This is a genomic window from Pseudomonas sp. JV241A (assembly GCF_900275665.1).
Taxonomy (GTDB): Bacteria; Pseudomonadota; Gammaproteobacteria; order Pseudomonadales; family Pseudomonadaceae; genus Aquipseudomonas; species Aquipseudomonas wadenswilerensis.
Genome location: NZ_OPYO01000031.1, coordinates 1 through 26,002 on the forward strand (window position 1 = coordinate 1; position 26,002 = coordinate 26,002).

General features: G+C 63.4%; 27 protein-coding genes. 8 read left to right on the forward strand and 19 right to left on the reverse strand.

The window, feature by feature from the left end; genetic code table 11:
- Together JV241A_RS19465 and xerD are read right to left on the reverse strand one after the other, a co-directional pair.
- Positions 1-699: PAAR domain-containing protein (locus tag JV241A_RS19465; protein ID WP_177414903.1), on the reverse strand; the 699-nt coding region annotated here is incomplete at its 3' end.
- 105 nt (positions 700-804) lie between these two features.
- Complete coding sequence (gene xerD, locus JV241A_RS19470; protein ID WP_115088453.1) at positions 805-1,701, reverse strand: site-specific tyrosine recombinase XerD; 897 nt, start codon at positions 1,699-1,701, stop codon at positions 805-807.
- A gap of 76 nt (positions 1,702-1,777) precedes the next feature.
- Between xerD and JV241A_RS19475 the strand changes: the two genes are divergently transcribed.
- Positions 1,778-3,574 carry a sodium:proton antiporter gene (locus JV241A_RS19475; RefSeq protein ID WP_134064068.1) on the forward strand — a complete coding sequence of 599 codons (1,797 nt, stop codon included), beginning with the start codon at positions 1,778-1,780 and terminating at the stop codon, positions 3,572-3,574.
- A gap of 74 nt (positions 3,575-3,648) precedes the next feature.
- On the opposite strand, the gene JV241A_RS19480 is transcribed toward JV241A_RS19475, so the two are convergent.
- The 6 genes from JV241A_RS19480 to ffh form a co-directional block, all read right to left on the reverse strand.
- Positions 3,649-4,056 carry an acyl-CoA thioesterase gene (locus JV241A_RS19480; RefSeq protein WP_115088455.1) on the reverse strand — a complete coding sequence of 136 codons (408 nt, stop codon included), beginning with the start codon at positions 4,054-4,056 and terminating at the stop codon, positions 3,649-3,651.
- Between the two features lie 95 nt (positions 4,057-4,151).
- Complete coding sequence (rplS, locus tag JV241A_RS19485) at positions 4,152-4,502, reverse strand: 50S ribosomal protein L19 (RefSeq protein WP_038996821.1); 351 nt, start codon at positions 4,500-4,502, stop codon at positions 4,152-4,154.
- A gap of 43 nt (positions 4,503-4,545) precedes the next feature.
- On the reverse strand, positions 4,546-5,298 hold the full coding sequence (gene trmD / locus JV241A_RS19490) for a tRNA (guanosine(37)-N1)-methyltransferase TrmD (RefSeq protein WP_038996822.1): 753 nt from the start codon (positions 5,296-5,298) through the stop codon (positions 4,546-4,548).
- A gap of 3 nt (positions 5,299-5,301) precedes the next feature.
- Complete coding sequence (gene rimM, locus JV241A_RS19495) at positions 5,302-5,838, reverse strand: ribosome maturation factor RimM (RefSeq protein WP_115088457.1); 537 nt, start codon at positions 5,836-5,838, stop codon at positions 5,302-5,304.
- A gap of 5 nt (positions 5,839-5,843) precedes the next feature.
- On the reverse strand, positions 5,844-6,095 hold the full coding sequence (rpsP, locus tag JV241A_RS19500) for a 30S ribosomal protein S16 (RefSeq protein ID WP_028942918.1): 252 nt from the start codon (positions 6,093-6,095) through the stop codon (positions 5,844-5,846).
- A 238-nt stretch (positions 6,096-6,333) separates the two neighbouring features.
- A complete protein-coding gene (gene ffh, locus JV241A_RS19505; protein WP_115088458.1) occupies positions 6,334-7,710 on the reverse strand; it encodes a signal recognition particle protein in 1,377 nt (458 codons plus the stop codon).
- Between the two features lie 205 nt (positions 7,711-7,915).
- Here ffh and ccsA point away from each other — a divergent pair, with 205 nt between their 5' ends.
- The 3 genes from ccsA to JV241A_RS19520 all read left to right on the forward strand — a co-directional run bounded on the left by ccsA (position 7,916) and on the right by JV241A_RS19520 (position 11,516).
- A complete protein-coding gene (ccsA, locus tag JV241A_RS19510; RefSeq protein WP_177414905.1) occupies positions 7,916-8,719 on the forward strand; it encodes a cytochrome c biogenesis protein CcsA in 804 nt (267 codons plus the stop codon).
- 13 nt (positions 8,720-8,732) lie between these two features.
- Positions 8,733-9,947 carry a transporter associated domain-containing protein gene (locus tag JV241A_RS19515; RefSeq protein ID WP_134064070.1) on the forward strand — a complete coding sequence of 405 codons (1,215 nt, stop codon included), beginning with the start codon at positions 8,733-8,735 and terminating at the stop codon, positions 9,945-9,947.
- A gap of 264 nt (positions 9,948-10,211) precedes the next feature.
- Positions 10,212-11,516: an MFS transporter gene (locus JV241A_RS19520; protein ID WP_115088461.1), complete on the forward strand. Its 1,305-nt coding sequence runs from the start codon at positions 10,212-10,214 to the stop codon at positions 11,514-11,516.
- A gap of 59 nt (positions 11,517-11,575) precedes the next feature.
- Here JV241A_RS19520 and purT read toward each other — a convergent pair whose 3' ends face one another.
- The 5 genes from purT to JV241A_RS19545 form a co-directional block, all read right to left on the reverse strand.
- A complete protein-coding gene (gene purT / locus JV241A_RS19525; protein WP_134064072.1) occupies positions 11,576-12,757 on the reverse strand; it encodes a formate-dependent phosphoribosylglycinamide formyltransferase in 1,182 nt (393 codons plus the stop codon).
- A gap of 97 nt (positions 12,758-12,854) precedes the next feature.
- Positions 12,855-13,322, reverse strand: coding sequence for a VUT family protein (locus JV241A_RS19530; protein ID WP_134064074.1), 468 nt, complete (start codon positions 13,320-13,322; stop codon positions 12,855-12,857).
- A gap of 63 nt (positions 13,323-13,385) precedes the next feature.
- Entirely contained in the window at positions 13,386-13,589 is a 204-nt protein-coding gene (locus tag JV241A_RS19535) for a DUF1289 domain-containing protein (RefSeq protein ID WP_115088464.1), read from the reverse strand.
- Positions 13,589-14,113 carry a gamma carbonic anhydrase family protein gene (locus JV241A_RS19540; RefSeq protein ID WP_134064076.1) on the reverse strand — a complete coding sequence of 175 codons (525 nt, stop codon included), beginning with the start codon at positions 14,111-14,113 and terminating at the stop codon, positions 13,589-13,591. The genes JV241A_RS19535 and JV241A_RS19540 overlap by 1 nt, the downstream gene beginning before the upstream one ends.
- Positions 14,114-14,156: 43 nt before the next feature.
- The gene (locus JV241A_RS19545) at positions 14,157-14,756 is read right to left on the reverse strand and encodes a CoA pyrophosphatase (protein WP_010220257.1); all 600 of its coding nucleotides are present in this window, start codon (positions 14,754-14,756) and stop codon (positions 14,157-14,159) included.
- Between the two features lie 134 nt (positions 14,757-14,890).
- On the opposite strand from JV241A_RS19545, the gene JV241A_RS19550 reads away from it, so the two are divergent.
- The 4 genes from JV241A_RS19550 to JV241A_RS19565 all read left to right on the forward strand — a co-directional run bounded on the left by JV241A_RS19550 (position 14,891) and on the right by JV241A_RS19565 (position 22,467).
- Positions 14,891-15,445 carry an NUDIX hydrolase gene (locus JV241A_RS19550; RefSeq protein ID WP_115088466.1) on the forward strand — a complete coding sequence of 185 codons (555 nt, stop codon included), beginning with the start codon at positions 14,891-14,893 and terminating at the stop codon, positions 15,443-15,445.
- Positions 15,446-15,466: 21 nt separating this feature from the next.
- Positions 15,467-16,024 (forward strand): L,D-transpeptidase family protein, encoded by a 558-nt coding sequence (locus JV241A_RS19555; RefSeq protein ID WP_115088467.1) that lies wholly within the window; start codon positions 15,467-15,469, stop codon positions 16,022-16,024.
- Between the two features lie 151 nt (positions 16,025-16,175).
- Positions 16,176-17,885 (forward strand): ShlB/FhaC/HecB family hemolysin secretion/activation protein, encoded by a 1,710-nt coding sequence (locus tag JV241A_RS19560; RefSeq protein ID WP_134064078.1) that lies wholly within the window; start codon positions 16,176-16,178, stop codon positions 17,883-17,885.
- A 28-nt stretch (positions 17,886-17,913) separates the two neighbouring features.
- A complete protein-coding gene (locus JV241A_RS19565) occupies positions 17,914-22,467 on the forward strand; it encodes a hemagglutinin repeat-containing protein (RefSeq protein WP_134064080.1) in 4,554 nt (1,517 codons plus the stop codon).
- A gap of 13 nt (positions 22,468-22,480) precedes the next feature.
- Here JV241A_RS19565 and gspN read toward each other — a convergent pair whose 3' ends face one another.
- Genes gspN through JV241A_RS19595 form a run of 6 tightly spaced genes read right to left on the reverse strand, consistent with a single transcriptional unit; the run spans position 22,481 to position 26,000 of the window.
- Positions 22,481-23,128: a type II secretion system protein N gene (gspN, locus tag JV241A_RS19570; protein WP_166675724.1), complete on the reverse strand. Its 648-nt coding sequence runs from the start codon at positions 23,126-23,128 to the stop codon at positions 22,481-22,483.
- The gene (gene gspM / locus JV241A_RS19575; protein ID WP_134064082.1) at positions 23,125-23,511 is read right to left on the reverse strand and encodes a type II secretion system protein GspM; all 387 of its coding nucleotides are present in this window, start codon (positions 23,509-23,511) and stop codon (positions 23,125-23,127) included. Before gspM ends, gspN begins: the two co-directional genes overlap by 4 nt.
- The gene (locus tag JV241A_RS19580) at positions 23,508-24,617 is read right to left on the reverse strand and encodes a type II secretion system protein GspL (protein WP_134064084.1); all 1,110 of its coding nucleotides are present in this window, start codon (positions 24,615-24,617) and stop codon (positions 23,508-23,510) included. The genes gspM and JV241A_RS19580 overlap by 4 nt, the downstream gene beginning before the upstream one ends.
- The gene (locus JV241A_RS19585) at positions 24,617-25,204 is read right to left on the reverse strand and encodes a prepilin-type N-terminal cleavage/methylation domain-containing protein (protein ID WP_134064086.1); all 588 of its coding nucleotides are present in this window, start codon (positions 25,202-25,204) and stop codon (positions 24,617-24,619) included. The genes JV241A_RS19580 and JV241A_RS19585 overlap by 1 nt, the downstream gene beginning before the upstream one ends.
- A complete protein-coding gene (locus JV241A_RS19590) occupies positions 25,201-25,569 on the reverse strand; it encodes a type II secretion system protein GspI (RefSeq protein WP_134064088.1) in 369 nt (122 codons plus the stop codon). Before JV241A_RS19590 ends, JV241A_RS19585 begins: the two co-directional genes overlap by 4 nt.
- Positions 25,566-26,000, reverse strand: a complete 435-nt coding sequence (locus JV241A_RS19595; protein WP_115088474.1) for a prepilin-type N-terminal cleavage/methylation domain-containing protein — start codon at positions 25,998-26,000, stop codon at positions 25,566-25,568. Before JV241A_RS19595 ends, JV241A_RS19590 begins: the two co-directional genes overlap by 4 nt.
- Between the last annotated feature and the right edge of the window lie 2 nt (positions 26,001-26,002).

Consider the following 26,002-nt stretch of genomic DNA (forward strand, 5'->3'; position numbering starts at 1 on the left):
GCCGCCGCCGATGCGCACGTTATCGGAGATCAGCCCGGCGTCGACGATCACCGCCTCGCAGGTGCTGCGATCGCCGCTGCGACAGGCCGGGTGGCCGTTGATGGTGACCTTGCTCGAGCCTTCGGCCAGGTACTGCGGCGGCATCGGCGGGTGCTTGCTGCAGAGGATCTTGTCGTCGTCGGCAGGCTCGGTGTTCGGCGCCGGGCTGGCGACCGTAGGCCGCCACATCTGCGAGAAAAAGCCCTTGGCCATATCGAGGAAGCTTTCTTCCTCCTCCTCGGCCGGTGGCTGAGCCGCGTCGCTGCCAGCGGGCGCCGCGGCGGCAACGATGACACCTGCAGCGCGGGCGGCCGGTTTGCCATTGGTGTGGGTGTTCTTCGAGCCGGTGAGGATGTTGGCCTGCACCGAGGGCGGGAACAAAAAGTTGCCGATGCCCTCGCATAAACTGCTTAAACCCTTGTCGGCCCCGGTCTTGCTCATGGCCACGCCGACCACGATACCCACCACCGCGCCGAGCACGAAGCAGCCGAGGCCGCCGGTGACCACGGTCAGGCCCAGCGCCGCCGTCACCGCCGCGGTGGCCAGCACGCCGATGGCGACGTTGGCGGCCACCTCCAGCACGCCGCTGACGATGTCGGCCATCATCGAGGTGTGCATCAGCGCATCGCCCTGGCGGGCGGCCCACAGGGCGTCAGACATTACTGACCGGCAACGGCAAGGCTGCAGGGCACTTGAACCTGGTCATGCTTGATTTCCATATCGAGCGTTTGAGGTGTCGGAATCTGCTGGATGATCGCCCGAGCGTCAACCCCGAGGGTGATGCAAAGCGTGTAGTTCCTGCAGCCGCGCACGGGCCACATGGGTGTAGATCTGGGTGGTCGACAGGTCGCTGTGGCCCAGCAGCATCTGCACCACCCGCAGGTCGGCGCCGTGGTTGAGCAGGTGGGTGGCAAAGGCGTGGCGCAGCGTGTGCGGCGACAGGCTCTTGTCGATACCGGCCACCAACGCCTGGTGCTTGATGCGGTGCCAGAAGGTCTGGCGGGTCATCTGCTCGCCGCGCTGGCTGGGGAACAGCACATCGCTGGGGCGCCCGCCGAGCAGCTCGTTACGGCCGTCACGCAGGTAACGCTCGATCCACACCACCGCCTCTTCGCCCATGGGCACCAGGCGTTCCTTGCTGCCCTTGCCCATCACCCGCAGCACGCCCTGGCGCAGGTTGACCTGGTCGAGGGTCAGGCTGACCAGTTCGGTGACGCGCAAACCACAGGCGTAGAGCACTTCGAGCATGGCGCGGTCGCGCTGGCCGATCGGCTCGCTCAGGTCCGGCGCCTGCAACAAGGCCTCGACGTCGGCTTCCGACAGGGATTTGGGCAACGGCCGACCCAGTTGCGGCATTTCCACCTGCAGGGTCGGGTCGACGCCAATCAGTTTTTCCCGCAGCAAGTAGCGATAAAACCCTCGCACACCGGAGAGAAAGCGTGCCGTCGAACGCGGCTTGTAGCCCTGTTCCAGGCGCCAGGCCAGGTGATCGAGGATCAGTTCGCGCCCGGCATTGGGCAACTCGACGCCCTGCTCCTTGAGCCAGCCGTTGAACAGCGCCAGGTCGCTGCGGTAGGCATCGCGGGTGTTGTCGGCCAGGCCCTTTTCCAGCCACAGGGCGTCAAGGAACTGATCGATAAGCGGATGTTCAATAGCGGGCATGACAACTCTGCGGCAGGCGACGAAAACGACGAATTGCCGCTAGTCTTCCATAACACTGCCGGCATAGGGAGCCTGAATGAACGAACAACAGATATTGCTGGCATTTGGTGGTATCGGTCTAGCTGCATTGTGCTGCCAATGGCTGGCCTGGCGCCTGAAACTGCCAGCGATTCTTTTCCTGCTGCTCAGCGGCATTCTCGCCGGCCCCGTGCTCGGCTGGCTCGACCCGCAAGAATTGTTCGGCCCGCTGTTGATGCCGCTGGTATCACTGGCGGTGGCGCTGATCCTGTTCGAGGGCAGCTTGACCCTGCACCTGTCGCAGTGGAAAGACATCGGCAGCGTGGTACAGCGCATGGTCACCCTCGGTGCGCTGTCGACCTGGTTGCTGATTACCCTGGCCACCCATTGGCTGCTGGGTTTTGACTGGATGCTGGCGACGCTGTTCGGCACCCTGACCCTGGTCACCGGGCCGACGGTGATCGTACCGATGTTGCGGGTGGTGCGGCCCAAGGCGGCCATCGCCAACATCCTGCGCTGGGAAGGCATCGTCATCGACCCGATCGGCGCGCTGCTGGCGGTGGTGGTGTACAGCTTCATCATCGCCAGTGCCGCCGGCGAGGGCCTGAGCCATAGCCTGGTGACCTTTGCCGGGGTGATTGTCTGCGGCAGCGGTTTCGGCGTGGCCGGCGGCTGGTTGCTGGGCCAGGTAATCCGTCACCAGTGGTTGCCGGAGTATCTGCACAATCTGGCTTCGCTGGCGGCGGTGCTGGGAATTTTCATTGCTTCCAACCAGGTAATGCACGAGTCAGGACTGCTGGCGGTCACCCTCATGGGCATGTGGCTGGCGAACATGAAGGGCGTGGATGTACGACAGATCCTGCACTTCAAGGAGAACCTCAGCGTGCTGCTGATCTCCGGGCTGTTCATCCTCCTGGCTGCGCGCCTGGACCTGGATGCCCTGATTGGCCTGGGCCCGGCGGTACTGGCCTTGCTGCTGGTCATCCAGTTCGTTGCCCGGCCGCTGAACGTCGCGTTGTCGACCTTTGGTTCGCAACTGAACTGGCGCGAACGCGCCCTGCTCGCCTGGATCGCCCCACGCGGCATCGTTGCCGCAGCAGTGTCGGCGATTTTTGCCATTCGCCTGGACGAAGCCGGACATGCAGGCGCCCTGTTGCTGGTGCCGCTGACCTTCGCCGTGATCATCGGCACCGTGGTGCTGCAGAGCGCCACCTCGCGGCCATTGGCGCGCCTGCTCAAGGTTGCCGAGCCCGCCCCCAGCGGCTTTCTGATCGTCGGCGCCAACCCGCCGGCGCGGGCCGTGGCCAAGGCCCTGCAGCAGCTGGATTGCCGGGTGCTGCTGGCCGATTCCAGCTGGGAAAACATCCGCGCCGCGCGCATGGAGGGCTTGCCGACTTACTTTGGCCACCCTGCCTCGCAGCATGCCGATGCGCACCTGGACCTGGTGGGCCTGGGCCATCTGCTCGGGCTGTCGCCGGCGGGCGAGCTCAATACCCTGGCCTGCACCCGTTTTCGCCATGACTTTGGCCCGCAGCGGCTGTTTGTCCTGGCCAGCGGCCTGGAGGCCAAGCGCAGCGACAAGCACCGGGCCAGCGATGAGCATCGCGGGCAGACGCTGGGGAGCCAGCCGCTGACCTACGGGCAGTTGGCCGGTTTGCTCAACAACGGAGCGGAGCTGTACAGCACGCACCTGACCGAAACCTTTGGATGGGCGGACTATCAGGCGCTGCATGGCGAGCGGGCGAACCCGCTGTTTGCCCGCGATGGCAGCGGCTGGGTGCATGTGTTCGGGCCGGACAGTGTGCTGAAGCCTGGGCCAGGGTGGACGCTGGTGGCGTTGATTCAGCCGCAGTAGGAGCGGGCTTGCCCCGCGATGAGGCCGGTGAAGCCTGCACATTATCGCGGGGCACGCCCGCTCCTACAGGATGGTCAGAAACCGGGCAGCACCGGCACCGGGCGCTTGTCTTCATCAATGGCGACAAAGCTGAACAGGCCGTGGATAGCCTTCTCGCGGCTGTCACAGCTCATGCTCTCGACAAACACCTCGACCTCGACCTTGAGGCTGGTGTTACCTACCGTCGCCACCCGCCCAACCAGCTCGACGATGGAACCTGCGGCAATCGGGTGCTTGAAGTCGATGCGGTCGGTGGACACGGTCACCAGCGGCAAACGGCAGAAACGCGTCGCGGCGATGAACGACACTTCGTCCATCCAGGCCAGCGCGGTGCCGCCGAACAGGGTGTTGTGGTGGTTGGTGGTGGACGGGAATACCGCCTTGGTCACGCGGGTCACCGACAGTTCGGTGCGGCGTTCGATTTCCTGCTCTCTGGGGGTCATGGGCTTCATATCGGCAAACAAATTTCAGACAACAAAAAAGCAGCCCGAAGGCTGCTTTTTTCGCATGGTGGCCGCAGCCACCGGTCAAGCTGTCCTCAGGACAGTTTTTCCTTGATGCGAGCGGCTTTACCGGACAGGTCGCGCAGGTAGTACAGCTTGGCTTTACGCACGTCACCACGACGTTTCACGGCCAGGCTGTCGATTTGCGGGCTGTAGGTCTGGAAAGTACGCTCTACGCCAACACCGTTGGAGATCTTGCGAACAGTGAAAGCACTGTTCACACCACGGTTACGCTTGGCGATTACAACGCCTTCGAAAGCCTGCAGACGCGAACGATCGCCTTCCTTCACTTTCACCTGAACGACGATGGTGTCGCCCGGGGCAAAGGTCGGGATCTCTTTGGTCATCTGCTCTGCTTCGAGTGCAAGAATGATTTTGTTGGTCATGCTGTGCTCCTAAGGTAAATCAACTGGATTTACCATCGATACGTTAACTATCGTCCCGCTCACGGAGGTATTCCGCCAGCAGCTTCTTCTCTTCTCCAGAAAGTGAGCGACTTTCCAGAAGATCGACGCGTCGTTCATAGGTCCGCCCAAGGGACTGCTGTAAACGCCATCGCCGGATGTGTGCATGGTTGCCACTAAGCAACACGTCGGGAACACGCTGATCCGCATACACCTCAGGTCGGGTGTAGTGCGGGCAATCAAGCAGACCATCGGTGAAGGAGTCTTCCTCCGCCGAGTCCGCATGCCCTAAAGCTCCGGGCAGCAGTCGTGTAACCGCATCGATCAGGACCATCGCCGGCAGCTCGCCGCCAGACAGGACATAGTCTCCAATCGACCACTCTTCATCGACATGAGCTTCAATAAAGCGCTCGTCGATGCCTTCATATCGACCGGCTATCAGAATCAACGATTCGTGCTTCGCCAGGTCTTTGACCGCCGACTGAGTCAGCTTGCGGCCTTGTGGGCTCAGGTAAATCACCTTTGCCGCCTCTCCGGTTGCCTGCCTGGCATTCACCAGGGCGTCTTCCAGAGGCTTGATCTTCATCACCATGCCCGGACCACCGCCAAACGGCCGATCATCTACCGTATGGTGACGATCTGTGGTGTAGTCCCGCGGATTCCAGCAGGTCAGTTGCAACAACCCCTGTTTCACCGCGCGGCTGGTAATGCCGTACTCACTGATGGCCGAGAACATCTCGGGGAACAGCGTGATGACGTCTACGCGCAGGCTGGCCATTGCTTAGAAGTCCGCGTCCCATTCGACCCTCATTTCGCCTGCAACCAGGTCGATCTTCAACACGCATTGCCCGGTATAAGGCAACAGGCGTTCTCGATCATCCAGGCTGCCCGCGCAGGGCTTGACCACCATTACATCGTTCGCGCCGGTCTCCAACAGGTGATCAATCTTGCCGAACAGCTGTTCGTCCTGATTGATGACTTTCAGACCCACCAACTGGTACCAGTAGTACTCGTCGGCAGACAGGTTGGGCAAAAGGCTACGCGAGATACAAATCTCATAACCGCTCAGAAGACGGGCTTCATCACGATCGTCGAGGCCTTTGAGCTTGGCGACCAGGTCCTTTTGAGTGGAACGGCCACTGACCAGCTCGACCTGTTTTACCTTCCCTTCGTGCCGAAGCGTCCAGTTAGGGTAATCCAACAGGTTTTCAATCGGATCGGTAAAGGAAAAGACCTTTACCTCGCCGCGAACGCCGTGAACCGAAAAAATCTTGCCGACGACGATCAGGTCATCAGCTTTTTCTGGCGTCGCGCTCATACTATTCAGGCAGCAGCCTTAGCAGCATCTTTCAGCAGTTTTGCAACGCGCTCGGATGGCTGTGCGCCAACGCTCAGCCAGTGAGCAACGCGGTCTTGTTTAACGGACAGGCGAACTTCCTGGCCACGAGCGATAGGGTTGAAGAAACCAACCTGCTCGATGTGCGAACCGGTAACCGGGTTACGCGAGTCGGTCACGGTCAGGGTGTAGAATGGGCGCTTTTTAGAGCCACCACGGGCAAGACGGATGGTTAGCATTGAACATCGTTCCTGTAGTCGGTGCTGCAAATCATAATGCACAGCGGGCACACGGGTGCCCGAAAGGCCGCATATTCTCAAGGAATACACGGACTTTTGCAAATGCCTTTTTACGCCAGGTAAAAAGGCCAGCCTGCAGATCTGCGGTTCGTGCTGCCTCTATATAAAGGCAGCGGTGTTCCCGCCGGGGCGGGGTTCCGATCGTCGGCCCGTTTCCAGGCCGCCGATCCGAATGGGGTTACAGCTTGGGCATGCCGCCGCCGGGCATCATGCCACCCAGGCCGCGCATCATTTTGGCCATGCCGCCTTTGGCAGAAAACTTCTTCATCATCTTCTGCATCTGCTTGTGTTGCTTGATCAGACGGCCGATGTCCTGCACCTGGGTGCCGGAACCGAGGGCGATACGGCGTTTGCGCGAACCGCTGATCAGCTCAGGGTCGCGGCGCTCGGCCGGGGTCATCGAGTTGATGATCGCTTCCATCTGCTTGAACTGCTTCTCGGCGGCGCCCTGGGCGCTGCCCATCTGGGCCAGGTTGACGCCGCCGATGCTCGGCAGCTTGTCCATCAGGCCGCCCAGGCCACCCATGTTCTTCATTTGTTGCAGCTGGTCGCGGAAGTCTTCGAGGTCGAAGCCCTTGCCCTTCTTCAGCTTCTTGGCCAGTTTGTCGGCCTTTTCCTTGTCGAGGGTCTGTTCGGCCTGCTCGATCAGGCTGAGCACGTCGCCCATGCCAAGGATGCGCGAAGCGATACGGTCGGGGTGGAACGGCTCGAGCGCGTCGCTCTTCTCGCCCATACCGATGAATTTGATCGGCTTGCCGGTAATGGCGCGCACCGACAGCGCGGCACCGCCACGGGCGTCACCGTCGACCTTGGTGAGGATCACACCGGTCAGCGGCAGCGCGTCGCCGAAGGCCTTGGCGGTGTTGGCGGCGTCCTGGCCGGTCATGGCGTCGACCACGAACAACGTCTCGATCGGCTTGACCGCGGCGTGCAGGTCCTTGATCTCGGCCATCATTTCGGTGTCGATGTGCAGACGACCGGCGGTGTCGACGATGACCACGTCGATGAACTTGAGCTTGGCTTCGCGGATTGCCGCTTCAGCAATGGCCACCGGCTTCTGGCTGATATCGGACGGGAAGAAGGTCACGCCGATGTCGCCCGCCAGGGTTTCCAGCTGCTTGATCGCCGCCGGACGGTAGACGTCGGCCGACACCACCATCACGGTCTTCTTCTTGCGCTCTTTAAGAAAGCGCGCCAGCTTGCCGGCGGTGGTGGTCTTGCCCGCACCCTGCAGACCGGCCATCAGCACCACGGCAGGCGGCGCGGCGTTGAGCGCCAGGTCTTCGTTGGCAGCGCCCATCAGGCCTTCGAGCTCGGCCTGGACGATCTTCACGAACGCCTGGCCCGGGGTCAGGCTGCGCGACACCTCGGTGCCGACCGCACGCTCCTTGACCTTGTTGACGAAATCCTTGACCACCGGCAGGGCGACGTCAGCCTCGAGCAACGCCATGCGCACTTCACGCAGGGTGTCTTTGATGTTGTCTTCGGTCAGCTTGGCCTTGCCGGTGACATGGCGCAGCGTCTGTGACAGACGGTCGGTCAGGTTTTCAAACATGGTGATCCTTTCGGGCTCTGTAGAACCGAGGTTTATCAGCTGCCTCTGGCGTATTCGGCCGGCCTTGGGCAGGGGCAGGTCGGCGATTATAACGAAGACTTGGCCCAGCGCACACCATGCCGTCGGCTGGCAGTCTTCCTAGGCGGGCGCGATCTATGCCAAACTCATTCTCTTTCGGGCTTGCCTAACAGGACTTATGCTCCCCTTGTCACCCAGCTTGCTACCCAATCTCATCGCCGCCTGCCTGTATGCCGCCGCGACCTTCTATCAAGGCTCACGCCTGGCCCAGGGCACCAAGGCCGACAAACGCCTGCTCGGCCTGCTTGGCGCACTGGCGGTCATCGCCCAGGGCACCGCGCTGTTCTGGCAACTGCTCACGCCCCTGGGCCTGAGCCTGGACTTCTTCAGCGCCGCCAGCCTGATCGCCACTGCAGTGATCGCCCTGACCCTGCTGGCCTGCCTGCGCATCCCGGTGGAGAACCTGCTGCTGTTGCTGTTCCCGCTGGGCATGACCACGGCTCTGATCGCCCAGTTCGCGCCGTCGGGCACGGTGCCGCTGATCAACGAAGAGCCGGGCATCCTCGCGCATATCCTGCTGTCGATCCTGGCCTACGGCATGTTCACCATCGCCGTGGTCCAGTCCTTGCTGCTGCTGTTGCAGGATCACCAGCTCAAGCACAAACACCCGTCCGGGCTGATCAAGAACTTCCCGCCGCTGCAGACCATGGAAAGCCTGCTGTTCGGCTTCCTCTGGGCCGGCTGGGGCCTGCTGTCGCTGTCGCTGCTCTCCGGCTGGCTGTTCCTCGACAACCTGTTCGCCCAGCACCTGGTGCACAAGACCCTGCTGGCTTGCCTGGCCTGGATCGTCTTCAGCGTACTGCTGTGGGGCCGCACCCGCCTCGGCTGGCGCGGGCACAAGGCGATCCGCTGGACCCTGGCCGGTTTCTGCCTGCTGATGCTGGCCTATTTTGGCAGCAAGCTGGTACGCGAATTCATCCTGCATATCTGACGAGCACAGGTAAATGGACGCTCTGCCGTTAGGACCGCTACTCGGCGTATTGGCACTGGCACTGCTCTGGTCGGCGTTATTCACTGCGGTGGACGCCGCCCAGCAGCAGCTCAATGGTGCGCGGCGCAACGCCCAGACCGGCGCACACCCCGACCTTGCCGTTACCCCCCAGGCCCTGGTGCTGTGCTCGACCCTGGGCAAGCTGCTGGTGCTGGCCCTGGCCTGCCTGATCGGCCAGCGTTACAGCGGCGAACACGGCTTCTGGCTGGCGGGCCTGGGTGCCGCAGCGCTGCTGCTGATCGTCGCCGAGTACCTGCCACGGCAACTGGCCCGACGTAACCCGCAGGCCTTCATTGGCCTGGGCAACAGCCTGCTCAAGGTGCCGCTCAAGCTGCTGCAACCCCTGGCCTGGCTGCTCGATGGCTGCGCGCGCCTGCTGCTGCGCCCGTTTCGCGTGCAAAGCCATGCCGTGGCCGTGCACGACAACGACGATGCCGACAGCTACGCCGCCGATGAACCCGACACCGACCAGCGCCTGAACCTGCCCGAAAGCCTGCTGGCGCTGGATAAAATCACCGTCAACGACATCCTGGTGCCGCGCAACGATGTCGACGGCATCAACCTCGATGAGTCGATCGAGGCGATCATCGAGCAGTTGATCATCAGCCGCCACACCCGCCTGCCGGTCTACCACAGCGACATCAACCAGGTTGAAGCGATCCTCAACACCAAGCTGATCAGCCACCTGCTGCCCAAGGCCGAGCTGACCCGCGAAACACTGCAAGCAGCCTGCTACGAACCCTACTTCGTGCCGGAAAGCACGCCGCTGCAGCTGCAATTGCTCAACTTCCACAAGCAACAGCGGCGCCTGGGCGTGGTGGTCGACGAGTACGGTGAAGTGCTCGGCATCGTCACCCTGGAAGACATCCTCGAAGAAATCGTCGGCGAATTCGAAGACGAGCACAGCCTCGACAACCCGCACATTCACCCGCAAGCCGACGGGCGCTTCGTCATCGAAGGCAACGTGTCGATCCGCGAGCTGAACCGTACCCTGGGCTGGCACCTGCCCAGCGATGGGCCAAAAACCCTCAACGGCCTGGTCACCGAAGCCCTGGAAAGCATTCCGGCAAGCGCGGTATGCCTGAAAATCGGCCGTTATCGCCTGGAAATCCTCGAAACCGAGGACAATTGTGCCAGCCGCATACTGGTCTGGACGCTCAAGCGCTAGCTATACTCAGCAACGCTTACCCAGCCCCAGCCGTCTCGCCCGCTACCCGCACCGGCGTCACACGGCCAGTCAGCCTGACTGAATATTGCGCGCAATAGCGGTACTGGTTCACACCCCGAGCCTTGCCCGCGCCCGCCCCCATCCCCAAAGGGCGTATGTTCAGTTGCGCGACCATAACAATTCGCTTCGACGCACGCCCTTGCCTGCCTGTTCACCAGGCCTGGGGCCATGCCCATGGAGCTCTCGACTGTCAGGGAAAATCGCATGACGACCAGCAGCACCTACTCCGATACCGCCCAGGCCAGCCCCGGCAACTCGCCGGCGCGGGTCGCCACGGCCAGCTTCATCGGCACCGCCATCGAGTTCTACGACTTCTACGTGTACGCCACGGCGGCAGCGCTGGTGATCGGCCCGGTGTTCTTCCCGCAGACGTCGGGCACCGCACAGATGCTCTCGGCCTTCCTGACCTTCGGTATTGCCTTCCTGGCCCGGCCCCTGGGCTCGGCGCTGTTCGGCCACTTTGGCGACCGGGTCGGGCGTAAATCGACCCTGGTGGCCTCGCTACTGCTGATGGGGGTCTGTACCACCCTGATCGGCGTACTGCCCGGCTACGACAGTATCGGTGCCTGGGCGCCGATCCTGCTCTGCGTGCTGCGCTTCGGCCAGGGCCTGGGCTTGGGCGGCGAATGGGGCGGCGCGGCGCTGCTGGCCACCGAGAATGCGCCCAAGGGCAAGCGCGCCTGGTTCGGCATGTTCCCGCAGTTAGGCCCTTCGATTGGTTTTCTGGCGGCTAACGGCCTGTTCCTGACCCTGGCCATGCTGCTGACCGATGAGCAGTTCCGCAGTTGGGGCTGGCGCATTCCGTTCCTGCTCAGCGCCGCTCTGGTCATGGTTGGCCTGTACGTGCGCCTGAAGCTGGAAGAAACGCCGGTGTTCGCCAAGGCCGTGGCTCGTCACGAGCGGGTGAAAATGCCGGTGGTCGAGCTGTTTGCCCAGTACTGGGCCCCTACCCTGCTGGGTGCTGGGGCCATGGTGGTGTGCTATGCGCTGTTCTACATCTCGACGGTGTTTTCGCTCAGCTATGGCGTTTCGACCCTGGGCTACAGCCGTGAGACCTTCCTCGGCCTGCTGTGCTTCGCGGTCCTGTTCATGGCCCTGGCCACGCCACTGTCGGCCTGGCTCAGCGATCGTTACGGGCGCAAGCCGGTGCTGATTGTCGGTGGCCTGCTGGCGATCGCTTCGGGCTTTACCATGGAGCCGCTGCTGACCTCGGGTTCGACCACGGGGGTGGCGTTGTTCCTGGCCATCGAGCTGTTCTTGATGGGCGTGACTTTCGCGCCGATGGGGGCATTGCTGCCTGAGCTGTTCCCCACCCACGTGCGTTACACCGGGGCGTCGGCAGCTTATAACCTGGGCGGGATTGTCGGGGCCTCGGCGGCGCCGTTCTTTGCCCAGAAGCTGGTGGCGATGGGCGGTTTGAGCTGGGTCGGCGGGTATGTGTCGGCGGCGGCTGTGCTGAGCCTGATTGCGGTGTTGTGCCTGAAAGAGACGCGGCACTCGGAGCTGTAAAACCATCGCGGGGCAAGCCCGCTCCTACACCGGTAGGAGCGGGCTTGCCCCGCGATTGCCTAGAACTCTACCTTGACCGCCTGCGAAGCACGGGTTGCCTTGGCGCGGGCAGCTTCGATCGACTCGTCACGGGCCAGGCACACGCCCATGCGCCGCTGGCCATTGACCTCAGGTTTGCCGAACAGGCGAATCGCGGTATCCGGCTCGCTCAACGCCGCGCCCAGGTTATCGAATGCAGTCTGCTGCGACTGACCTTCAACCAGGATCACCGCCGATGCCGACGGGCCGAACTGGCGGATCAGCGGGATCGGCAAGCCCAGAATCGCCCGCGCATGCAGGGCAAATTGCGACAGGTCCTGGGAAATCAGGGTCACCAGGCCGGTGTCGTGCGGGCGCGGCGAAACTTCGCTGAACCACACCTGGTCGCCTTTGACGAACAACTCGACACCGAACAACCCACGACCGCCCAGCGCCTCGGTAACCGCCTTGGCCACCCGCTCGGACTCGGCCAGGGCCAGCGGGCTCATCGCCTGCGGCTGCCAGGATTCCTGGTAATCGCCCTTTTCCTGACGGTGGCCGACCGGTGCGCAGAAGGTAGTACCGCCGACATGACGAACGGTCAGCAGGGTAATTTCGTAGTCGAAATCGATAAAGCCTTCGATGATCACCCGGCCCTTGCCGGCACGCCCGCCTTCCTGGGCGTAGTCCCAGGCCTTATGCAGGTCGTCAGCGCTGCGCAGCAGGCTCTGGCCCTTGCCCGACGAGCTCATGACCGGCTTGACCACGCACGGGAAACCCAGGTCTTCGACAGCCTTGGAATACGCCTCGAAGGTATCGGCGAAATGATAGGGCGAGGTCGGCAGGTCCAGCTCTTCCGCTGCCAGGCGACGGATGCCTTCGCGGTTCATGGTCAGCTGCGCGGCGCGGGCGGTCGGCACCACGGTGAAGCCTTCGTTTTCCAGCTCGACCAGGGTCGCGGTGGCGATGGCTTCGATTTCCGGGACGATGTAATGCGGCTTCTCGGCCTCGATCACTGCCCGCAGGGCGGCGCCGTCGAGCATGTTGATCACGTGGCTGCGATGGGCCACCTGCATGGCCGGGGCATTGGCGTAACGGTCCACGGCAATCACTTCAACGCCCAGGCGTTGTAGCTCGATCACCACTTCCTTGCCCAGCTCGCCGCAGCCACAGAGCAGTACGCGGGTCGCGGTCGGCGACAATGGGGTTCCGATACGGGTCATTTCAGGTCCTCAGAGGGAAGAACATCCTGGGCCGCCCCGTACTCGGTGCAACCCGGTGAAAAGGAGCGCCATTTTACATGAACCGCGGCCGCTGGCCTCAGCCGGTGACCACCCGCTTGCGCGCACGCCAGGCCATGGCCAGCCAGACCACGGTGACACCGGCGAATTTCGACGCCATGGCGGTGCCGACCACGGCCGGGGTCAGGGCCCCGATCATGCCGAAGAAGATAAAGGTGTCGATCGGAATGCTCAGTGCCGAACTCAGCCACAGGCGATCATGCAAGGGCCGTTTGGTAAGGGTGAACACCAGCCAGTCGATGCATTCGGACACGGCAAAGGCGGTGGCACTGGCCAGGGCAATGGCCGGCTCCGAGGTGACATAGGACAGCACCAGAGCCGCCAGCATGGCGATCAGCGCACCATGGCCGAAGCGGGTCTGGACCATGTCGCGCAGGATGAACACCAGGCCGCCCCAGGCAGACCAGATGACATCCAGGTGCGGGGCACTGGAGAAGGCGTAGTTGATCAGCACTACGCTGCTGATATAGGCAATCAGAAAGAACATGGGATCGACCGCTGGGCAAGCGCTACAGGGTACTGCAGCGACTGCCGGCGGCCAAGGGGCGGATCATGCGCCGACGCTGAAGATCAGCCCGGCAGCGACTGCACGCTCATGGCACAGCTTGAGCACCTGGCGGCGCTCAATGTTGTCCATCCGCCCCCAGCGGGTGATTTCAGCGGCGGTGCGCTGGCAGCCGGTGCAGATATCATCGTCGTCCAGCGCGCAGATCTGCACGCAGGGCGAGGCCACCGGGCGTTCAGGCGTACTCATCAATCCTCCTGCAGGGCCAGGTCGCGGGCATAACGCTCGGCGTTGTGCACATAGTGAGCGGCGCTCGCTTCGAGCAGCTTTTTCTGCGCGTCGGTCAGCTCACGCACGACTTTGCCCGGCGAGCCCATGACCAGCGAGCCGTCGGGAATCTCCTTGCCTTCGGGGATCAGCGCATTGGCGCCGATAATGCAGTACTTGCCGATCCGCGCGCCGTTGAGGATCACCGCGTTGATGCCGATCAGGCTGTAGTCGTCGACCGAGCAACCGTGGAGCATGGCGTTGTGACCGACGGTCACGCCCTTGCCCAGGGTCAGCGGCGAGCCCATATCGGTGTGCATCACCGTGCCGTCCTGGACGTTGCTGTTCTCGCCGATGTCGATCAGTTCGTTATCGCCGCGCAGCACCGCGCCGAACCAGACGTTGGCACCGGCCTGCAGGCGCACCTTGCCGATCAGCGTGGCGGTGGGCGCAACCCAGCTGCGCGGATGGGTTTCGACCCGCAGGTCGCCCAGACGGTATTTCATGCGTGGTTCCTCACGGTGCGGCATGGCTGGCGGGTGGTCCCGCTCAAATTGGGGTAAAGCGTTCAGGCGGCTGATGCAGGCTGATGTTGGCATCGTAAAGCAAGTTGACCAGCTCGACGATCATGATCGCCGACAGGCCCCAGATCTTGTACTCGCCATACCGATAGCTGGGCACGTACCAGCTGCGGCCCTGATAATCGATACGGTGGGTATGGTCGCGCGGGTCCTGGCGGAAGAATTCCAGCGGCACGGTGAACACCGCGGCAATCTCGGCGTCGTTGGCCTGGTACTCGACGAAATCGGGGATCAGCCCGACGAAAGGCGTCACTTTCAGCCCATGCAGGGAAATCAGCGGGCTCAGTGGGCCGATGATTTCCACCAGGCCCGGCGGCAGGCCGATTTCTTCTTCGGCTTCACGCAGGGCGGTGAAGATCAGGTCGGGGTCTTCCGGGTCGCGGCGCCCACCGGGAAAAGCCACCTCGCCACCGTGGGTCGACAGCCCTTTGGCGCGCAGGGTCAACACCAGCTCCGGCTCTTCGCTACGGGTGATGGGCAATAACACGGCGGCCTCGGGAAAACGTCGGTCCGTCTCCAGGGTACTCGGCGTATGACTGCTCACGCGGCGAAGTAGCTCGTCCAGCATTGCTCTCTCTCGATTCCAAAGCCTGTCCTGCATGATGCACCAAAGCCGCGGGCCGCCCAAGTCCCGGCGACGATCCGGCTTGCGGCCCCGGTGACAGTGGCGCCAAGATAGGCGCACCTAACAGGAATAAAAGCATGAAATTCTGTAGCGCGTGTGGCAATCAGGTAATTCAGCGTGTTCCCGAAGGCGATACCCGCCTGCGCTATGTCTGTGATCACTGCCAGACCATTCATTATCAGAACCCCAACATCGTCGCCGGGGTACTGCCGACCTGGGGCAGCCAGGTACTCTTGTGCCGTCGCGCCATCGAACCGCGCCGCGGCTACTGGACCTTGCCCGCCGGGTTCATGGAGAACGGCGAGACGGTGGAACAAGCCGCGCGCCGGGAAACCATCGAGGAAGCCTGCGCCCGTGTCGGGGCGGCGAGCCTGTACCAGCTGTTCGACCTGCCGCACATCAACCAGGTGCATGTGTTCTTCCGCGCCGAGCTCGCCGACCTGGACTTCGCCGTCGGCGTCGAGAGCCTGGAAGTGCGGCTTTTCGACGAAAGTGAAATCCCCTGGGACGAGCTGGCTTTCCGCACCGTCAGTCGTACCCTAGAATGCTATTATCGTGACCGCATCGAGCAGCGCTTCCCGATTGGCAACGAATGCCTTTCACCCATGCTCGTCCCGTCACCCAATACCTAGCTTTCTCAGGGATATCGTTTCATGCGCTGGTTGCTTGCCCTTTTCTGCCTCAGTGTGGCTTCGATGTCCCAGGCGGGTTTCACCGAAACCATCATCACCCGGCCGGTCGACAAGACCGCGCCTTCGCCACTGCAACCGCAACAGCCACGGCCTGCGATGATCGACAAGATCCTGGTGATCAAGTCGGAGCGGCGCCTGCAACTGATCAGTGGTGGCACGCCGCTGAAAACCTACCGCATCTCCCTGGGCAAGCAGCCCAAGGGCGCCAAGGTGCAGGAAGGCGACAAGCGCACCCCCGAAGGTTTCTACTGGATCGACTGGCGCAAGCAGAGCGACCGCTACAACCTGGCCATGCACGTGTCCTACCCAAACATCAGCGACGCCGCGCGCGCCCGTCGCGAAGGTGTCCCGCCGGGCGGGATGATCATGATCCACGGCACGCCCCTGAGCGAGGAGTACCCGGAAGAGGTGTTCCACACCCTGGACTGGACCGAAGGCTGCATCGCCATGACCAACCGCGACATGCGCGAGGTGTGGAACATGGTGCCGGACGGCACCATGATCGAAATCCGTCCCTGATCACTCTCCAGGCTACTTCCGACAAATAAGTCGGAAGTTTCCCGCACAACTCAGGCTTCAGCCCTACCCATCTACCGGCCCGGTAGCACATCTATTCGAATAGTAGCGCCCATAAAATCCACGCACCTGGATATCCTCTGGACGCTACTGCATGCCCTGTTCACTCAGCATTGTTGCTGCACGCCTTGGTATCCGGCATCCGGCCGCCCCGGGTATCTTCGTCGTTTTACTGCTCATGGTGGGCCCCGCCAGCGCTCATGAACACCTAGGTGTACAGCCGCTGCGCGATCAACGCCTTTACCTTGAGCAACTCGAACAACGTCAACGCTTGCGCAAGCTGCAACGTACCGATGAGTTACCCGAGCCCGCTACCGATGTGCCAACACCCGCCGAGGCCACGCCCTGCTGGCCGCTGAACGGTGTACGCCTGGCAGGCAACCGGGAGTTGACGTCCGCAGAGCTGGCCGCCAACGTGCAACCGCTGGTGACGCCGTGCATGGACGTGGCGCAAATCAACCTGATCCTCAAATCCATCACCCAGCAATACGTGCAAGCGGGGTATCCGACCAGCCGCCCTTACCTCGTCAACCCGCCGCAAGCCGGCACGACCCTCGACATCGAGATCGTCGAGGGCTTTGTCGAATCGATCGAGTTGGCCACCCCCGATCTGCCGCTGTCACTGAGCAGCGCATTCCCGACCTTGCTCGGCGAGCCCCTGCGTTTGACCGAACTGGAACAGGGCATGGACCAGCTGAACCGGCTGCGGGCATTCGAGCTGGGCGCCGACCTGATGCCCGGAGAGCTTGAAGGCGGCACCCGCATCGTGATCACGTCACGGCAGGTCAACCCCCGCTGGCGCCTGGGCAGTACCTATGACAATCGCGGCAGCGAGCTGACCGGACGTGACCGTGTCGGTGCCAGCCTGACCCTGGACAGCCCGCTGCAGCTCAATGACTACACGCAGCTCTCGGTAACCTCGACGCTCGGTTCAGGCCCCCGCTACAGCCGCGGCTACGGCCTCTACTACAGCATCCCCTATGGCCCCTGGACCTACGCGCTTAACCTCAACCAATTGCACTACCAGGCGCAGCTGCCGGGCCGGCGAGTGCGCAGCAGCGGCCAGAGCGATTTTTATGGCCTGAGCCTTGAGCGCAACCTGTGGCGCAACCAGTACGGGCTGCTCAGCGCCAGCCTGCGCCTGGATCAGAAACGCCAGGACAATCGTCTGGCCGGGCAACGCCTGCAACTGCAAAGCCCGACCCTCACCAGCCTGGAAGCGGGCCTGAACCTGTTGTGGCTCGACGCCAACTTGTGGAGTGCCAATCTGGGCATTGTCCAGGGACTGGACCGGTTCGGCGCCGATAGCGCGCCCCTGGCCAGCAATGCGCCGCAGCCGCAGTTTCGCAAGTACCGCGCCAACCTCCTGCATCTGCGCCAAGGTCGTGACCCGGCTTGGCCCTGGCGCTGGCAGAGCGAACTGAACCTGCAGTACAGCCCCGATGCACTGCCTGCGGTCGAGCAGTTTCTGCTCAGCGACAACAGCGCCGTACGCGGCTTTCGCCAACAGGTGGCGGCAGGCGCCACGGGCGCCGTGTGGCGAAACACCCTGAGCCAGCCATTGGCCCTGGACTTGCCCGCCGGGCTGGTGATTCGCCCGCAACTGGGCATGGACCTGGGCTGGAGCAAATTCGACCACGGCCGCACTGCGCAACAACTGGCCGGTGCCCATGCCGGCCTTGAGCTGAGCCTGCCCGACAGCCTGCTCAAGCTTGACTACCAACGCGCCCTGCACGCCAGCAACACTCGCCGCCAGGACCTGAAGACCGGTTACTGGCTGCTGGAGTGGGTAATGAACATCTGATGTCCACAACAAGAAAGAGAAGACCGTGATGCCCAAGACGCCCTCCCCCGCAGTACAACGGCGCAGGCTCAATCGCCTGCGCTGGATGATCGCCCTGAGCCTGATGACCCCAGGCGTCAGCCTGGCCGATAACGGCCTGCAGGCGGCAACCGGCATTGCCGGTACGCCACTGATCACCGATCAGCACGGCGTGCCGGTGATCGACATCGTCGCCCCTAATGCCAGCGGCCTGTCGCACAACCAGTTCCTCGACTACAACGTCAACAAGCCCGGGTTGGTGTTGAACAACGCCCTGCAGGCCGGGCAATCGCAACTGGCCGGCGCCCTGGCCGCCAACCCGCAGTTCCAGGGCCAGGCCGCCTCGACCATCCTCAGTGAAGTGATCAGCCGCAACGCCTCGCGCATCGAAGGCCCCCAGGAAATCTTCGGCCGACCGGCCGATTACATCCTGGCCAACCCCAATGGCATCACCCTCAACGGTGGCGGCTTCATCAACACCACCCGCGCAGGCTTTCTGGTCGGCACGGCCGAACTTGAAGACCAGCGCATCAAATACCTCGATACCCGCGCCGCCAATGGCACGCTGGAGATACTCGACGCTGGCCAGAGCAACCGCGCCGGAGCCCTCGAGCTGATCGCCCCGCGCATCGAAAGCCGCGGCACGCTCGAAGCCCGGGACGAGTTGAGCCTGGTGGTCGGACGCAACCGCATCGACGTGGCCGACGGTCAGGTCATCGAGCACCTGGCGGCGCCGGCCGGCAGTATCGATGCTCGCCTGTTCGGTGCCATGCAGGCCGGGCGCATCCGCATCCTCAGCACCGCCCTCGGCGCCGGCGTACGCATGGGCAGCAGCCAGTTGCAAGCGCGCGACGGGATCGACATGGACTCTGCCGGTACCCTGGAGATCAGCGCCAGCGCCGAGCAGCCCGGCCGCTTGTACAGCGAAAACGGCGCGGTGAACCTCAAGGCCGCCGACGACCTGAGCCTCGACGCAGTGCGCGTGCAGGCGCCACAGGTAAACATCAAGGCCGGGAAAAATCTCACCCTCGATGCCCGGACCCGGGAAACCATCAGCCGCGAACGGCAGAGCCGCGAAGAAAAATGGTGGTTCGTCACCACCGAAACCTACGACCGCGAAAGCACCCGCACCCAGCGACAACAGGTCGGCAGCCAGATCCTGGCCAGTCAGGACATCAACCTGCAGGCGGGCGACGACCTGCGCATGGTGGCCGCTACCGTCGAGGCCGGCGGCGACCTGTCGGTCAACGTCGGCAAGGATCTGACCATCAGCGCTGGAACCGATAGCCTGCAGGTCGATGAGCAGATCCGTCACCGCAAGCACCTGTGGCGCGGCGACAAGGACAGCAGCAGCTACCAGGAAAGCGCCCGCGCCAGCGCGCTTTCCGGTCTGCAGGTTTCCCTGACGTCCAAAGGCAGCACGCAGATTCTGGGCAGCACGCTGAACAGCGCGGGTGACATGAGCCTCAAGGCCGGCAATCTGGAAGTGGCCGCCGTTACCCTGAAAAGCGATGAGAACACCCGCAACTACAGTGGTGACCTGGTTTCCGGCACCTTCTTCGGCAAGAACGGGCAAACCGAGGCCAAGGGTCAACAGGGCAGTGGCAGCACCCTTCAGGCCCAAGGTGCTTTGACTGTGGCAGCTGACCAGGTGCAGATCAAAGGCTCCAGGGTTCAGGCCAAAGGTGATGCGCTGTTGCTCAGTGAAAAAGCCCGGCTGTCGGTAGAAGCAACCCAAAACCAGTCCAGCGTTGATCAACGCGAGACTGACAGTAAGCTGTTCGGCCTGATTACCGAGACAAGCCAACGCCAGGAACAGCGTCAGCAGGTGCTGAGCAGCGACGTTGCCTCTGAAAGCAACCTGCGCCTGGCCAGCGCCGATGACCTGCAGGTGATAGGTTCAAGGCTCGAAGCCGGCAAGCAGCTGCACCTGCAGGCGCAGAACAACATCAGTGTCAGCACTGCCGAACAGCTTCAAAGCGTCAGCGAACAGAACCAGCAACAAGGCTTTACCGCCAGCGCCAGCCAGACCCAGGATGCCGCCGACGGCAAACCCGACTCGCGCCAGTACACCGCCTCGGTGGGATACGGCACTGTCCGCACCGACACCACGAAAACCGATCTTGAACAGGTTGCCAGTACGCTCAAGGGCGCCGGCGTACAACTCAACAGCGGCAATGACATCAACCTCAATGGCTCCTACATCGAGGCCGTCGAGGGCGACCTGCAGCTCGATGGCCGCGCGGTCACCTTGACGGTAGCCCATGAGCAACAGTCACAGCAGACCACCAGCACCGAAAGTGGCGGCGGCCTGCGTGTCAGTGGCGGCATCGATGCCGTCGGCAGCGCCTTCGAGGGTTATCACAAGCGCCAGGTACTGGATGAACGCGCAAGCCAGGCGCAACGCAGCAGCCTGGTGGCCGCCGGTGACGTGCAATTGAAAGCCGTCAAGCTGGTCAACGAGGCCGCCAGACTCACGGCAGGCCGGTCATTGGAGCTGCAAGCCAGCACCGTGGACAATCGTGCCGTCGACGATACCCAGGAATCCGAACTGACCCAGACCAACTGGCAAGCCAGCCTCGGCGCCAGCCTGGTGTACAAGGACCTGACCCGCCCGGTGGAAAACCTGGTCACCGGTACCGAGGCCAGTCGTTTCCAGCAGGCATCGATCGAAGACGCTCTCGCCCCGCCAACGCTGGGCGCCGACCTGGAGTTCAAGCATCTCAATCGCAAAGAACTCAAGCGCAGCAGCACGGCGCAGGTCACTGAGCTTACCGCCCAGCACATCACCCTCAAGGCCGACACCCTCAACGATACGGGCACCCAGTACCGGGCAACACAGGGACCGTTGGCGATTCAGGCGCAAAGCCATCGTTTTGCTGCGGCCCAGGACAGCACTGGCAAGCGTGTCGAGCGCCTGGATGTGGACGCCGCCGTGCGCGTCGAAACCAGCACCGGCAGCGATATCAACCTGCGTCTTTCCGGCAAGGGCGGCTCGCTGCTGACCGACAACAGCTCGCAAACCGCACGCCCTGGCAGCCTCTACGGCCAGACCGGTATCCAGATTCAGGTGGGCAGCGACGGTCTGTACGAGGGCACCCGTTTCAATGCCGGGGACGGTTCACTTGAGATTTCGGCCAAGGGCAACCTGAGCCTGGTCCAGGCCAACGATCAACAACGCCAGCAGGAGAACAAACTCGAGGGCAATGCCTGGTTCAAAGCAGGCAATGCCCCCGCAGGCAGTGCCCTGGAACTGCGCGGCTACCTTGACCAGAGCAAGCTGGACAGTATCGATACCCAGGCCCGCGTGGTAGAAATTGATGCCAAGGGCAAAGTACAGCTGCAGGCGGGTGGCGCCCTCGAGCTGGTGGGTGGGCGTATTGGCAGTAGCGCGGCAAAGGTCTCGGATATCGAGTTGCAGAGCGCAGGTGCGCTGAAGGTCAGCACTGGCGTCGATACCCACGAGGCCCAAGGCAGCAACCTTGGTGGTGGCCTGGAATTGCTGGGCAAGAGCACCAGCAATGGCAAGGGCGGTGGCCTGGGTGGTCACTTCAGCACTGGGCGGGTCGATGAAAGCAGTTCCACGGCTAGCGGGGCCAACTGGTTTGCCAAGGAGCAACTGCTGCTGAGCAGCGCCGCCGGCCAGGACGATGCGCTGCAGCTGCAAGGCGTCAAAGCATCGGCAAACCAGATCGCCGTCACTGCCCGCGAAGGCGGCGTGCTGATCGAGGCCGCCACCAGCAGCGATCGGCGCAACAACCTCGATATCACCGCCGGTGCCGGTATCAACGCAGCACCGGGGGCATCCTCGCAACAGGCCAAACGCGGGCTGTATGCCCGCGGGCAGGTGAACATTGATCGTCGTGACAACCTCACCTTCGACAACAGCCAATGGCGCGCCGGGCAAATCAGCCTGACCAGCCTGACTGACACTCGCCTTGAGGGCGTTGGCCTGGATGCCGGGCGCATCGACGGACAGGTTGGCGGTGATCTGCGCATCACCAGCCGCCAGGATCAGGTCGACAGCCTGAAAGTGGCGGTGGATGCACGCTTGAGCCAGGAGAGGAACCCACAGGGCTACATCAACGCCGCCAATGCCGTGGCTGGCCCCTTGGCTGGAAAGGTCGAGAAACAGGTCGGCAGTGCGCTGCAGAAAGTCGACCCGAAGACTTCGCCAACCTTCACCCTGAAGGTCGAGCACACCCAGCGCAACACCGTCGCCAGTCAAAGCGCGCTCAACGCCCGTGAAGGCATCGCCCTGGAGGTGGGCGGTAGGGTACTGCTCTCCGGCGCCAGCCTGCAGGCGAACAGGGGCAAGGTGCAGCTGGGCGGCGCGCCCGTCACCCAGCAAGCCCTGCAGGGCCGTGACTATTACCGCGAGGTGGGGGTCAATGCCTCGAATGCACCGGTAGACCTGGTCAGCGGCCTGATCAATGTCTACGGTTCCGGGGGCAACGCCAACGGCGGTGAACAGCCGGTTGACCTTGGCCTGCTACGCACCAGCGGGCATGACCGCAGCAGTATCCTGGCCTCGAGTATCAAGGAGGGTGGCAAGCCGCGCTGAGGCCGCCTGCCCGTCACCACCTGAGGTTGCGGTTCATGCGGGTTCCATCCGTCTTGAGCCAGCCGGCAGCCAGTAACACCGGGTACAGGGCCGTACCCGGTGTTACCTCCCCCTGCAGGTTCCCGCGACGGGCCAGCAGGTCAGCATCCAGCTCACCCTGATGCTGACCCTGCAACTGCAATTGCGCCAACAGGTGCATGCCGGCCGTGCAATCAATCCGCACCCGGGTCGCGCCCAACGGCACTGACCATGGCGCAACCAGCGCCAGGTTGCGGCCAGCGATCTCACCCTGGCTGACCCGGCACTGCCGACCGCTCCCCTGCACGTCGATCCGGCCGCTCCACTCGCCCGTCAGGCGATAGGACGAAGGCACTGTGAGCGTGCGCTGCAACGGCTCGATAGCCGCGCTCCAGTTCCACGGCCAGCCAGCGACCTTGACCTGCCAGCTTTGCCCCTGGAACCCGAGCTCCACCTGCGCCCGCAGACGCCAGGGTTGCCAGTGCCAGGCAACCGGCCCCACCTGTCCCAAGCGTTGCGCCTGGCCTTGCCAAAGGCTGCCGGAAACGCCCTCGGCGGCAACGGGTGCGAGCAGCCACCTGGCCGGCAGCCCGGCCAACACAGTCAGCGAGAACACCAGGCTGAACCAGCCGACGCGCTTCACTGCTGCAGCTCCAGCTCGAAGTTCATGGCGCTCTCGGCTTGCTCCAGCGACCAACGCAGCGGACGCACGCCTTCGCGCTGCACGGCCAGTAACCAGCGCTGCAAACCTTGCTCATCGACTGCACGGCCCTTTATCTGCCAGCTGTTTTTTTCCGCCAGCACCTCGTTGAGCACGATGCTGTTTGCCTGGGCTGATTGCTGCAATTGCTCGACACTGAACCGCGCATCGACCTGCAAGCCGGCCGCCGACCGGGCCAGGGCCTGCCACTGCTGGGCGTCCTGCCAGCGGGCCGTGCCTTCACGAATCATCAGGGTGATGAGCAACAACCCTACCGTTAACCAGGCTGCCGGCAACAACCAGCGGCGCTGCATCCACTGACTCATGATGCCGCTCCCAGGTCGAACATCAGTTGCAGGTGATCTTCGCCACCCGCCACTGCAACCGGCACACCGACCTGCTTGGCGATAGCCTCCCAGGTCGCGACCTCTGGCGGCTGATCGCCGCGAAGCCGCAACGTCCAGCGTTGCCCGTCGAAGCCGCTGGCGGTCATGTGCCAGGCGGGCTGCGCTTGCAGCCATTGCTGTAATGCGGCCTGCAATTGCCCGATCTGGCGCAGGCGCAGTTGGCGATCCTCCTCGGCCTGACGCTGACGTTTGAGTACCTGGGCGGCCTGACGAGGTGAAGTGACCGGCCCCGTCACCGCGAGCACTTGCGCTTTGTAGACCTCGTTCTGGCGCCATTGCTGGCTCAGCCACAGGCCGCACCAGAGCAGGCCCAACAGCGCGCACGCGGCGATCAGTCGCCAGTGCCCGCAGGCCATGGGAAGCCGCAGCCGCAGCTGACGCGAAGGGCGCAAATCAAACAGGCTGGGCAACCGCTCCAGCATGGCCAGTCGAGGTGGCCAGGCCCCCTCAAACGCTTCGCTTTGCAGGCCCGGCCATGGCGCCGGCAGGTTCGGCCCGAGCAAGGACGGCCAGGCCAGCCAGTGCTGTCGTGATTGCTCGGTTACGCCCTTGAGCAACAGCAGATCAGGGCTGCGCTGCCAGCGCAGGGCGGTGCCTGCCGGCGTATCCGCCAACAACTGAAACTCGGCCCAGCAACGCTCCACGCTTAGCCCCCAGTCCGCGCACCGGGCCAGCCACTGGCCGAGCAGCGCCTGATCGACGCTGACCAGCTCCAGCTGATTGCCCTGGCGCGAAACACAGCCACATCGGATGGACTCGGCTGGCTGCAGCAAACGCTCTTCGACCAGCAGCGGCCACTCGTCACGTTTGAGCCCAGGTGGCGCCGGAAGCTGAAAATGGCTGCACTGGTTACCCGGCAGAATCAGCACCACGCGAGCGCCGTCAGGGCTGGGAGGCAGCCCCTCCCCGGCTTCGCGCCTGCCGTCTGCCAGGCGCAGCCAGCTCCAGGGCGCTTGCCCCTGGCCCGGTCGCAGCAGCAGCCAGTTGCTGCTGCGTGGCGTTTGCCAGCGTTCAAGCCATTTCATCAGGGCGCCTCCGGCAGGGCGAAGGTACAGACATAAGGTGCTCCATCACGCTTGAACTCAAGCCGCACGCCGCGATCCGGGGCGGATCGCTCGGCAGAAGGAAAGGCCAGCCAACGGCCCGATTGAAAAAAGGAGAAACTCGGCGCGGTGACCTGATCGAGCTGATCGCGTTCACGCCATTGCGGTTTACCCACCGCATACAGGTCGGCGGAGGTTTCCAGCAGCAGGCGTTGCCCGCGCGAGTCATAACTCAGGCGCTGGCGCTGCAAGCGCGAACCGCCTTCCGCTTGCGGCCAGGCGCCGCGGGCCACCCATTGCAGTTGCAAGGTGGCGGGTTGCCAGTCCAGCCAGTTGATTGCCAGGGGCAGGCGCTGTTCATAGAGCTGGCGTAACACCGTCGAATCGAAACGCCGCTCCAGGGCCAGGCAAAAATTCAGTACCGGCGAGCCCTGCGCAGGTTGCTGCAAGCGTTCGCGCACGCCCACCCAGGCATTGACCAGCGTCGCCAGCAAGATCCCCAGCACGGCGGTCAGGGCCAGGGCCACCAGCAGTTCAAGCAAGGTCAGGCCCTGCTGTCGGCGCTTCATGGGCGCACCAGGAAGATGCGGTACTGGCCGAGGGGATCGCGCCCGTCACGGTCGGCAAACAGGTGCAACTCACCACGGCGCAGGTTGCGTACTCCGGTGGAGGTCAGTTGCAGTTGCCAATGACAGTAGCCATCGCCCTGCTGCAATTGCCCGGCAACGCTGTTCTGCATCGGCCAATAGCGCTCAACGGCGAAACGCGCCTGCAGCTCGCGGGCGCAAAACACGCCCAGGCGGTGTTGCTGCACGCTCTGCTGCACCGCCAGACGCTGGCGCAGCACCTGGCTGGTCATGATTGCCAGGGCTGCGGCAATACCCAGGGCCACGGTCACCTCCAAAAGGGTGAAACCTCGTTGCGCACGCTTCACCGTGGTGCCCTGTGCAGTTGGCCATCGCCGCTCCAGTGCCAGCGCTGGGTACCCTCAGGCCAGTGCCAGTTCAAGACAGCACTGCGCGCAACGCCGTAGGCCGAGAACACCAGTCGTGGCTCGTGGCTGGCAGGCCAGTCGGCGTGCAAAGCTGGCGGCCAGTCGCCCAAGGCGACGGTCTCGAGCTGCCAGCGCTCATCGACCCGGCGGACAAATTCGGGACGGCTGCCATTCCAGCGCAAGCCACGAATCTCCCCGCCATGCAGCGCCAGCTCCGCCTGCTGGCGGCTGGCGCTGGCAAGGCGCTCAAGAGCCTGCTGCATCGGCGCCTTGCCACTGTCGAGCCAGGCAATACTCAGGGTACTCATCAGCCCGGCAATCAGCAGCACCACGAGCATCTCCAGCAGGGTAAAACCACGCTCGCCGCGCATGC